The following is a 10877-nucleotide window of genomic DNA, read 5'->3' as shown; positions in this document are numbered from 1 at the left end:
ACGCTCCCCTAACGCGCTGCGCTTAATGCATTATCAGCGCCCTGCGCCGGTGCCATAACAAAGCGCGTGTCGCTAAAGTTAAGTGGGATTTCGTTCACCGACACCGTCATGCCAGGGCCGACACGCGCAGGACCATTGGCAACCACCAATTCACCCGGCTCCAGCCCTGATTGAATGGCGCGAAACTCACCATAACGCTCACCGAGCTGCACTCGGCGGTATTGCAGGGTGTTATCACCATCAACGGTCAGCACAAAGCGGTTTTTCAAATCGGTGCCAATGGCACGCTCCGGAACAATGGCTGTTGGGCTGGCCCCTTGTGCCGCTAAATTAACGCGCGCAAAAGCACCGGGCTTTAACTGATGAGCGACAGCGTCAAACACCGCACGGATGCGCAAGGTCCCGGTTCTGACATTAATTTCATTGTCGATAAAATCAATGCGCCCGGTGATAGCCTCGCCCTCTGCACTTTTACGCAAGTTTTGTAGAATAACGCGCGCCTGAGATTGCGCATTAATACCGGCAAAATCTTGATACCAAGTGCGCTCGTCAACATTAAAGTAAGCGTAAACACGGTCGTTAGAGACAATACGCGTTAACACATCTTGGCCTGCGGTGATGTGGTTGCCGGCTGTGATTTCGGCGCGGGAGATAACACCATTAATCGGCGAGCGTATGGTCGCAAACGCTAAATCGAGTTCGGCGGCTTGCAGCTCAGCTTTAAGGGCACTGCGCTCGGCTTGGCGCTGCTTTAAAATCGCATCGCGTTGCCCTGCTTGTTCCGTGGACATGGCATTTTTCGCCAGTAGACGCTGCGCCCGCTGCGCCTCACGCTCGGCCTGTGCCAATGCTGCTGAGTTGCTGATCAATTGCGCTTTTAAACGGTCCACTTGGGCGGCAAAAGGACGTGGGTCAATTTGAAATAACGGCTGACCTTTCTGTACCTGCTCACCCTCACTAAAAAAGGTTTGCGTAATTTGCCCAGACACCCGGCTTTTCAGCGCCACTTTGCTCGGCGCCTCCAACCGCGTAGTGAAACTGTGCCAACGCTGCGCGGGTTGCATTTGCACGCTGGCCACATCGATGGTCATCATTGGCCCCTGAGGGGTTGCTTGCTGGCTGGCTTGCTCCGAGCAGCCTGCTAGTATCAATGCAGCACTTAATAGTACCGCTGTTGTTTGCGCCAATCGCATAGTTTATCTCCTTGTTCGAAAGTACTGTCGATCCTAAGGAAAGCGATTGATGATAAAAATAGTGGTTTTATAAAAACATTAATGCCAGAATGGCACCAATAAATCATCGCACTGTCATGCAGGCCGCACTATGGATACCACAAGCCGTTTAATTATGCTGCTCGAAGTGGTTGAGCAAGGCTCTTTTTCTAAAGCCGCAGAGATGCGCAATATCGATCGCTCGGTGATCTCAAAGCAAATTAGTAAGCTCGAAGATGAGCTCGGTGTGCGATTGCTCAATAGAACCACTCGTTCATTTTCGCTTACGGCAGCGGGCGCAGAAATGGTGAAAAAAGCCAAAGAACTGCGCTTGTTGCTCAATGACACCGTGCAATTGGCGGAAAACTACCACCAGGAGCCACGCGGTTTGCTGCGTATCACCACTTCCACTATTTTGGGCCGACGCTACATACAGCCGGTGATCAATGATTTTCAAAAGCGCTTTCCGCAGGTGAGCATTGATATGCGTTTGGACGATCGCTTAGTGGACATGGTTTCCGAAGGATTTGACTTGGCCTTTCGCGTAGGTGAGCCCCGCGATTCATCTTTGATTGCACGAAAGCTGGCTCGTAACCGCGTGCTACTGCTGGCTACTCCGCAGTTTGTCAATGCCTATGGCGAGCCGCAAAGTATGGAGGAGTTGGGTAAACTGCCTGCAGCCACTTATCATAGTGCGCACAAACGCGTCGATACTATTAGCTACATCAATGATCAGGGTGAGCAGTGTGAACAAGGGATCAATGCGGTCTACAGCGCCAATGATGGCGAGGTATTGCTGGATAAAGTGCTCTCGCATACGGCCTACGTGTTAGCGCCTGCTTTTTTAATTAACGACGAGATTAAGAGCGGTAAATTAGTGCCGTTGCTGCCCCATATTACTCTACCCGATTACAGTGCCATGTACGCCTTGTACCCACACCGTGATTTACCGGTGCGAACACGGCTTTTCCTTGATGCTGTGCGCCATTACATTGGTGAAGGGGTGCCACGTTGGGAGCGTAATATTCCCGGCTTAGATAACTTGTATCAGGGCCGTTAACGCCCGTGTAATGCATCGGTAATTTGCGTAAAGCCAACTGGTTTACCGATAAAGCTGTCCATTCCCGCCTCCAAGCAACGCTTTTTATCGAGCTCAGAAATATTGGCTGTGAGCGCGATAATATGGGGCTGCTTTATATCTGCGTTGCCGCGTATTTGTGCCGTAGCGCCAAAGCCATCTAGCACCGGCATCACACAGTCCATAAAGACCACGTCATAACCGTCCTGCGTGTTACCCACCAACTCCACCGCTTGCTCGCCATGCTCGGCAAAATCGGCATCTAATCCCAGTTTACCTAACAGCGCTTTCATCACTACGCGGTTCATCTGATTATCATCAACCACTAAGATGCGTAAATCAGGGTTGATCCCTTGGGTATCAGGCAGGCTTCGCAGCTGCGTGGCAATCGGCTCGCCCTTCGCAAGCTTGATAGTAAAGGCGAACTGACTGCCCTGGTCGGGCTCACTCTCAACCTCAACATGGCCACCCATTAACCGGCACAGCTCATAGACAATCGACAAACCCAGACCAGTGCCGCCAAATTCACGAGCTATATGCGAACCACCTTGGGTGAAAGGCGTAAACAATGCCTTTCGTACTTGTTCATTCATGCCCACACCGGTATCTACAACTTGGGCCTGCAAGGTGTAACCTGTCTTACTTTCAGCAAGTTGGGCACTTAAGGTAATACTGCCTCGGTGGGTAAATTTAAGGGCATTACTGAGCAAATTGGTGAGGATTTGTTTGATTCTCATGCCATCGGCTTTTACCCAAGCCTCGTTACTGACATCGAATTGATGGTTCAGGGTAATGCCTTTTTGCGCGCACAAAGGTTGATAGACAGAGATCACATCGTTAAGTAATAGCCCGACATTCAGGTCTTGATGCTCTAAGTGCATCTGCCCTGCATCTATCTTCGAATAATCAAGTACATCATTGACCAAGCGCACTAAGGTATCAGCACCACTGAGCGCAAGCTCAACACGCTGTGAGATTACCTGTAAATCTTCCTCTCCCTGCATCGCTAGCAACATGCCGTTAATGCCATTGATGGGGGTTCGCAATTCATGACTGATTTTTGCTAAAAAGGCACTGCGGGTACTTAATAGGTGCTCAGCTTGCTCACGTTGCTGCGCGAGGGCCTGGCGTGTGTTGACAATATCTGTGATATCTTGAATTGCACCATTTATACGCACGCATTGACCCTGTTCACACTCTGGTTTGCCCTTTATCGCCACCCATTTTTGTTGGCCATCTCGTGCAGTCAACGCAACTTCACAGCTCCAAGGTTGGTGCTCAGCAATTGCATGATTGATGTGCTGTTCAATCTTGTCCCGCTCAGTTGGCACGTAGAATGATAGCGCTTCACTTAAGGTCGGTTGAAAATCATCTGCGACACCATGAATGGCTTTGGTTTGTTTTGACCAATACAAGCGATCGCGTACTAAGTCGACCTCCCAGGCACCGATTAGCGCCAGCTCACTCATGGCTTTAAGGGATTGATGTTGCAATCTAAGTGCTTGAATGTCTTGATACCTGGCTATCTCAATGCCTATCCACTGCCCGAGTAAGGTCACGTAATCGAGCTGCTCACGAGTGAACGCTTGATGGTGAATATTTGGCGAGGAAAAGTTGATGGTGCCATAGACTCGACCCGCCACCTCAATAGGTGCACCAATGTAACTTTCCAATTGGAAGTTGATGTAACAAGGGTGGGTTGCGATATCGCTATTTCCTGCGTGCTCAAACGCCAAAGCGGACTTGGCATGCAGTGTATGCGTGCAGTAGGTTTCACCGAGGTTAAAATGTGTTCCTACAGCCAATGAATCATCAGGGGTTATAACATGCTCAACAATATAGTCTTTACCATCAATTCGGCTGACAATGGCGATATCCAGTGCAAATTCATCAAGGCCAAAGCGCATTAAACGATGCACTTTTTCAAAGAAGCTGAGCTGTTGATCTGAGGTGATCTGATGTAGTCGAGCCAGTGTGCTCACGCAAATCCTTAGCAGCATTAAGCGAAAAAATAGCGGAGTATCCCCGCTGGGTACTCACTCTAGTATCACCAATAACAGCCGAATTATCTACCTCAGTGTAAAAATTCAGCCTTTGTTCGCAGCTAGACATAAAAAAACGCTCAAACCACGAATAAGTAAACTTAATTTATTTACCGGACCCCAAAATAAGCTTCAACTAAAAACAATTAATAATCATAGAGATAAAAAATAAAACCCAGTAATTCATAACTTTTCATAGTGATTCAAGACTCAAAATGCGTACTCGACCTAGGTTGATGGCAGACAAATGATAACGCTGTCATTTGTCGTGTTTGTAGCAGTCAAATAATAACTAAATGCGCTCCTTCGGGCAGTGTGCCGCCACAGGCCGAGCACAAGGGAGCACAACAACACCAAGGGGAAAGTTTATGAGTCATCAACTCACACCCGTCGCTTGGGCCATTGGCCTTGCTTGCATTGCGGGGTCGTTTAGCACACCGGTGCAAGCGCAACAGCCGCAGGCCACCAGCAGCGATATGGAAGTGATTCAAGTGCGTGGTATTCGTTCCAGCGTTGTGCGTTCGATGAATACCAAACGCTATGCCAATGCGGTCGTCGATGCCGTTACCGCAGAAGATATTGGCAAATTTCCGGACCAAAATGTTGCCGAGTCGCTGCAGCGTATTACTGGCGTATCCATCACTCGCAGTTACGGTGAGGGCGAGCGTGTCAGTATTCGCGGTACACCAGAAAGCCAAAACCGGACGTTGCTCAACGGGCAAGCGGTGGGCTCCGCCGATTGGTGGACCAACTCAGCACCCAGTCGTGGCTTTAATTACACCATGCTGCCCTCAGAGATTGTTTCTGGGCTGGAAGTGTATAAATCACCAGAAGCCGACCTAGATGAAGGCTCTATTGGCGGCACCGTGATCGTGAAAACACGTAAACCATTGGACTTGCCCGCCCACAAGATTGCCGGCTCGGCATTAGCGCAATACAGCGAGGTATCCGGTGAGACCGATCCGCAGCTATCGGTAATGTACAACTATAAAAATGAGCAAGAGAATTTCGGTGCACTATTGTCGTTAATTCGCCAAGAGCGCAACCTTCGACGCGATGGTATCGAAGCTTGGAGTTGGATAGACAGAAACATTACCACCGCAGCGGGCGATACCTATAGCAATGTTTACAGCCCTGGGGGCGGCGGCTCAGCGATGTTCACCCAGGAACGCGTGCGCACGGGTTACACACTGGCATTGCAATATCGCCCCACCGATGAGCTCGACATCAGTTTCAACGCTTTAGATTTTACTTTAGATGCCGACAACACCAACCAAAACTTCCTTTGGTTACCCGGATACGGTGGCTCTAACTACCTTGATGCTGAGGTCATCGACCACCCCGTTGTTGGCGATATGCTGGTCGCTGGGACCTTAGGGCTATCTCCTGATGGCAATAATATCCTGGATGAAACTAAGGTGCGTAACTCGCAAATAGATACCCTTTCTTATGACTTAAAAGTGGTACACCAAGGTGTACTTTGGAAAAGCAGTGTACACCTTGGTTATACCGAAGGAAGCGGCGGTAGCCAAGCCGACCGCAGTGTCGGCTGGGAGGGTAACTATCAGCATAGTTTCGATACCAGTCAGGTTGAGGATGTACGCACTGAATATGGCGCCGACCCAGCGGATGGTCGTAATTGGGACTTAGGTTTTTTACGCTATGACAGCAATGATGCCAAAGATGACGAAAGCTACATTCAATTCGATTTTGAACGCCCTATTGATGTAGCGGTATTTAGCGCTATTAAACTAGGTATAAAGTACCGCGACCATACGCGCTTTAATACTAAACACACCACCGATGCGCGTACCGATCTGGGCTGGAACCTTGGCGACTATGCCAACACCATGCCCAGTGACTATCTTGACGGTTTAGGCAGTCCCGGTACGCTCACTAATTATGCCATTACTGACTCTGACAAAGTCCGTCGCGAGGGCGATGCCCTAGACTGGCAATACCGTGTCCTAAAAGCCAGTACTTTTGAGATAAGCGAGAAAATAACCGCAGGCTATGTCAAAGCCACGATTGATGTCGAAGGTATGCGCGGCAACTTGGGAGTACGCTTAGTTCAAACACAGCAAGACTCGGGCGCCTACGCAGGTGCTGAAGGCGCACAGGTGTGGACACAACAAGATAAAGACTATTTCGATGTTCTCCCAAGTATCAACTTGGCTATCGACCTGAATGACGACTTGTTGATGCGCTTTAGTGCAGCGCGAGTGATGTCGCGCCCGGATTACGCAGATTTGAGCTCGGCCACCTCCTATAACAAGGAAACCCAGACCGGAACTGGGGGCAATCCGGATCTCGACCCTTATCGCGCTGATCAGTTTGATACTGGCTTAGAGTGGTACTTCAATGAAGCAGGGCTACTATCTGGCGTGTTCTTTTACAAAGACATTCAATCCTTTATTGATAGCACACCCAACTTAGAGGTACATGAAGGAGTTGAGATATTAATTAGCCGCCCCGTTAATGGTCGTGCTGGGCGCATTCAAGGCTTAGAACTTGGCTACCAGCAAGAGTTATATCAAGGTTTTGGCATCGGTGCCAACTACACCTATGTCGACGGTGAGGCGAAAAATGATGAGGGTGACGATGTTACCATTCCTGGTAACTCAAAACATACCATCAATCTCAGCGCATACTATGAGAGTGCACACTTTAGTGGCCGTATTTCATATAACTATCGCACCGGTTACGACACCGGCCGAGATTGGCCCGGGTACATCGATGATTATGGTCAAATTGATGCCAATCTGACCTACAACATTAACGATAACGTCGCGGTGGTGTTAGAAGCCATTAACCTCACCGATGAGCATACGTTCAGCTATCAGGAGGAGGATGTAAAACAAGCCCTGACCTCGGTCTATGCCGATGGCAGACGATTTACCGCCGGCGTACGCTTCAACTTTTAGCCCCTTCCCCTCAATATCAACTCTGCCACTTATCGTTGGTATTGAGGGTGTTAGCAGCCATGCGCGGCTAGCACAGGCCCGCCAAGAAGGCCGTCTCCACGACCATAGGCAACGGGCCTTTATCCCCTAGTGGGGAAGCTAATAGCCCTTTGGCAAGGTGCCAATGATTATATGCTGTTAGCTTTTTTTTCACTTAGTTTGTACAATTGAGTCGTTTTAAATCGCCAGAAGAAGCGCTTTGTTGCTGATATTAAAAGGCTTTACTTATATTGCGCCGTACTAACCTCGCCTCAACGACCTTTGTTATATTGTTGGTATCGCTCAGTTATGCGCTGCCGGTACGTGGCGATCTTGCTAGTGCCACCAAAGCCTACCAAGCGCAACAATACACTGAGGCGTATCAGCAATTTAAAACCCTAGCGACGCTGGGTAATGTCGATGCACTCTATAATTTAGCAGTGATGAATTTACACGGCCAAGGCCGTGAGCAAAACCTTAACAAAGCCTTTAGTTACTTTGTGTTAGCCGGTGATTATGGCTTGTCTGCAGCCGATAACCATGCCCGCCTCATTGCGCAGCAATTAGAGCATAATCCCGAGCACAGCGAGATCTTCACGCAGTTGGCGCATCAATTCGATATTAGGGAGCATAACCGTCGCTTGGGGTTCGAAAACAGTGACCTTGGCAATACCTCCACGCTCAGTACGACCTATCAAGTACAACCTAACTACCCCAGCCATGCGATTGAAAAAGGCATAGAGGGCTGGGTTTGGGCCGAGTTCGATATTGACGCCAGTGGCGCGGTAAAAAATACCGTGGTTATTGATGCCTACCCACCCCATGTGTTTGAAGAAAGCGTCCTTGCGGCGCTAAAGCGCTGGCGTTATGTCCCGCCCGAAAGCCAAAATGCCCGTCGTGGACGTTCCTTGCTGTATCACTTCAATACTCATAAAGGTGAACGTTATCGACAAAGTTTCACTAGCCAACAACGCCTTTATGCAGAAGAGATCAGTGCGCTTGTCGAAGCGGCAGAGCAAGGACAAAGCGACATTCAGTACCGCATTGCCACTTGGCTCAGCTCTGAGCAGTATAATGTCAGTCAATTACTTAAAGCGCACTGGCCAGATAACGATGCCAACATCACCTTATTGCGCGCCAGCGCGCAAAATAACAACGCTAAAGCGCAGTACCGCTTAGCAAAAAAATTGCTTAACAACAGTGATCCACGCACTCGCCAGATTGGCCTAAATTGGCTTCGTGTGGCCGCCAACAATCAACTGAGCGCGGCGCAATGGACCTTGAGCTTACACACCACCAACTCCGAGCGCAAAATGTGGCTCAAACGCAGCGCCAAGCAAGGTCATTTACGCGCTCAGATTGACTTGGTGCAGCTGCTACTTGAGGAGCCAAAAAGCGCTGAGCAAGACATAACTTTTTGGCTGAACCAAGCACAACAGCAGGACAACACGCACCCTGACTTATTGTGGGCACAGGCCCTATTTAATAAGCATCGCGGCCAACCCTATCAGCAGCTTATGTCGCAAGCCCGACAACAAGCACAGTCACGAGGCTGGTCTGAGGCTGCATATCAAGATTAAAGGGTATTGATGACGATATCGTACTCAAAGTCAGTAATTTGGTTGTACACTAAACGCGAGCCATCGCTGGATGTCGCCAAAGACAACGATACATCGGCACCGTAACCATAAAAACCAAGCTCGCCAATATACGTATTCTGCCTTGGATTATGTGTGTAACGATACAAACTCAGCTGATGCCCTTGGCGAATCACATAATAAATGCCCCCATTGAATATCGCCGGTCGATAGATACGCATTGAATCAGCAATCACATCGCTGGGGATAAAGGCGCTAATACGTGCTTGCCACACTGCTAAAGGCTCATTTTGCGGCGCTAGTTTATCGCTGCTAGGGGACGCCACCCGAGAGTCTAAATCATATTGCCATACCTTCCATGGCACGTTTTCATCATCGCGGATATGATACTGGATGTGCTTATCATTGGCGCTAAACTGCGCCATCTTCAGGCCATATTGGGGATCCACTATCTGCACCAGCGTCCGCGAGAACACATGCAGTAAATACAGGCTATTATCAACATTGTGTATCAATAAGTAGTCACCATCGTGGGAGTAACGCATAGATTTAATGCGGGTATTAGCAGGGAATGAAGCTAATAAGCTTGGTGAGCTTTGCTGCTGGCGCTTTTGCCAAATTTCAACGGGCAGGTTCCTAGGATCGCCTGCTTTGGCATATGAGGCGTAAGCCAGCTGCTCGCCATTGGCTGACAAAGTGGGGAGCACATCGAGGCGCGTTGATGAACTTAACTGGGCTGAATGAAGCGTCCCTGGTGAGCGCCACGTGGCGGCAAAAAGGTTGACTCCAAAATTCCCCTCATTATGCACCACTCGCGTGCCCGCTTCGCTATGACTTACACTCAAATCCTGACCTAACGCAGCGGTGTCGCCAAAGCTTTGCTTCCCACCATCTAAGGTAACCAGATGCAGCTTTTGCGCACCCACCCAAAGCCCATTTTCAGACCAGGTAAGACTTTGAATGGGGTGAGTGGAGGTAAACAACTGTTGTTGTGAGCCGCTATCGATATGTCGCACCCAAACCTGGAACTGATTTCGTTCGCTGACCACATACGCCAACTGATTACCCTGACTTAACGCCGCCACTGTGCTAGGCAGCTGAGCAATAACCTGGCGCTGGGTTAAGTGCGCTCGGGTCTGCAATTGCAAGCGATACGTCACCAGAGCAATCTCACCTTGGTGCCATTCAAATAGCCATACCGTGTCGGCACTGGGCCAAAACACCGGGCTGCCTCCCACTCGTTGCTGACAGTGCCCTAAACTGATGTCTTTTGCTAGGCGCCAAAGCTCAACGGGCTGCGACGTCGGCAAAAGACGTAAGTCACAGCCAAATGCATCAAGGCGCTCATACAGCAGCCAGTGACCGTCTTTGGAAAAGGCCAACGCCTGTTCACTATACCCTGAAGTGCGAATGCTGTGGTGGGCATGGCTGTGGGTGTCGTAAATCATTAAATCAAAATGTCGGCGGTTTTCAGCACGTTGCGAATAGGCTAGATAACGGCCATGATGTGAAAGCGTTAAATGGGTCTCGCCACCGGGAGCCGAGGAAGCCCGGTATTGTTCACTAAAGTGCTGCACTGAAGAGCCTTTCGGCCACACCCACATTAGGATAACAAGGGCCAGTGTCAGTGCTGTCATCCCGAGCCAAGGCAACCGCTTATTAAACGCAGAACGCTGAATAGTCACAGGCGTAACCTCAGCAATAAGCTGATAGCCAATGCGTGGTACGGTTCTAATAAATCGAGGCTGCTCCTTATCATCGGCTAACTTTTTGCGCAGCTGGGTGACCAGTTGGCTCAAAGAGTTATCGCTCACCACCACATCGCCCCATACCGCATTGAGGATGTGCTCGCGACTCACAGCCTCACCCGGGCGCTCGGCAAGTACCCGTAACAGTGCACATTGCTTTGCCTCTAAAGGATACCAACGCCCGTGTCGACGCACGCGCATCGCCGCAAAGTCGACAAGGATGTCACCGATATAACATGATTGATGTGCCACAGCCCG

6 protein-coding genes are annotated in these 10877 nt (G+C 49.8%); 3 read left to right on the top strand and 3 right to left on the bottom strand.

The genetic code is table 11. The features are described 5' to 3' along the window. Positions 1–8 precede the first annotated feature (8 nt). Entirely contained in the window at positions 9–1193 is a 1185-nt protein-coding gene (locus tag MHM94_RS02320; protein WP_235418659.1) for an efflux RND transporter periplasmic adaptor subunit, read from the bottom strand. A 130-nt stretch (positions 1194–1323) separates the two neighbouring features. Between MHM94_RS02320 and MHM94_RS02315 the strand changes: the two genes are divergently transcribed. After that, the gene (locus MHM94_RS02315; RefSeq protein ID WP_022943685.1) at positions 1324–2271 is read left to right on the top strand and encodes a LysR family transcriptional regulator; all 948 of its coding nucleotides are present in this window, start codon (positions 1324–1326) and stop codon (positions 2269–2271) included. On the opposite strand, the gene MHM94_RS02310 is transcribed toward MHM94_RS02315, so the two are convergent. Beyond that, complete coding sequence (locus tag MHM94_RS02310; RefSeq protein ID WP_235418658.1) at positions 2268–4271, bottom strand: GAF domain-containing hybrid sensor histidine kinase/response regulator; 2004 nt, start codon at positions 4269–4271, stop codon at positions 2268–2270. The two genes, MHM94_RS02315 and MHM94_RS02310, sit on opposite strands and share 4 nt — an antisense overlap. A gap of 428 nt (positions 4272–4699) precedes the next feature. Between MHM94_RS02310 and MHM94_RS02305 the strand changes: the two genes are divergently transcribed. Together MHM94_RS02305 and MHM94_RS02300 are read left to right on the top strand one after the other, a co-directional pair. After that, the gene (locus MHM94_RS02305; RefSeq protein ID WP_235418657.1) at positions 4700–7255 is read left to right on the top strand and encodes a TonB-dependent receptor; all 2556 of its coding nucleotides are present in this window, start codon (positions 4700–4702) and stop codon (positions 7253–7255) included. Positions 7256–7524: 269 nt separating this feature from the next. After that, complete coding sequence (locus MHM94_RS02300; RefSeq protein ID WP_235418656.1) at positions 7525–8853, top strand: TonB family protein; 1329 nt, start codon at positions 7525–7527, stop codon at positions 8851–8853. On the opposite strand, the gene MHM94_RS02295 is transcribed toward MHM94_RS02300, so the two are convergent. Further along, positions 8850–10871 carry a transcriptional regulator gene (locus tag MHM94_RS02295; protein ID WP_235418655.1) on the bottom strand — a complete coding sequence of 674 codons (2022 nt, stop codon included), beginning with the start codon at positions 10869–10871 and terminating at the stop codon, positions 8850–8852. The genes MHM94_RS02300 and MHM94_RS02295 overlap by 4 nt on opposite strands. Between the last annotated feature and the right edge of the window lie 6 nt (positions 10872–10877).

The organism is Pseudoalteromonas sp. CNAT2-18.1 (assembly GCF_022347865.1).
GTDB classification, from domain to species: Bacteria; Pseudomonadota; Gammaproteobacteria; order Enterobacterales; family Alteromonadaceae; genus Pseudoalteromonas; species Pseudoalteromonas ruthenica.
Note: the sequence above shows the minus strand (reverse complement) of the source record. Positions and strands in the feature narration are given on the sequence as shown.

Bases quoted from the DNA above. Each gene is read 5' to 3' on its own strand.
- MHM94_RS02315 (WP_022943685.1), top strand. From the start codon at position 1,324: ATGGATACCACAAGCCGTTTAATTATGCTGCTCGAAGTGGTTGAGCAA.
- MHM94_RS02305 (WP_235418657.1), top strand. From the start codon at position 4,700: ATGAGTCATCAACTCACACCCGTCGCTTGGGCCATTGGCCTTGCTTGC.
- MHM94_RS02320 (WP_235418659.1), bottom strand. From the start codon at position 1,193: ATGCGATTGGCGCAAACAACAGCGGTACTATTAAGTGCTGCATTGATA.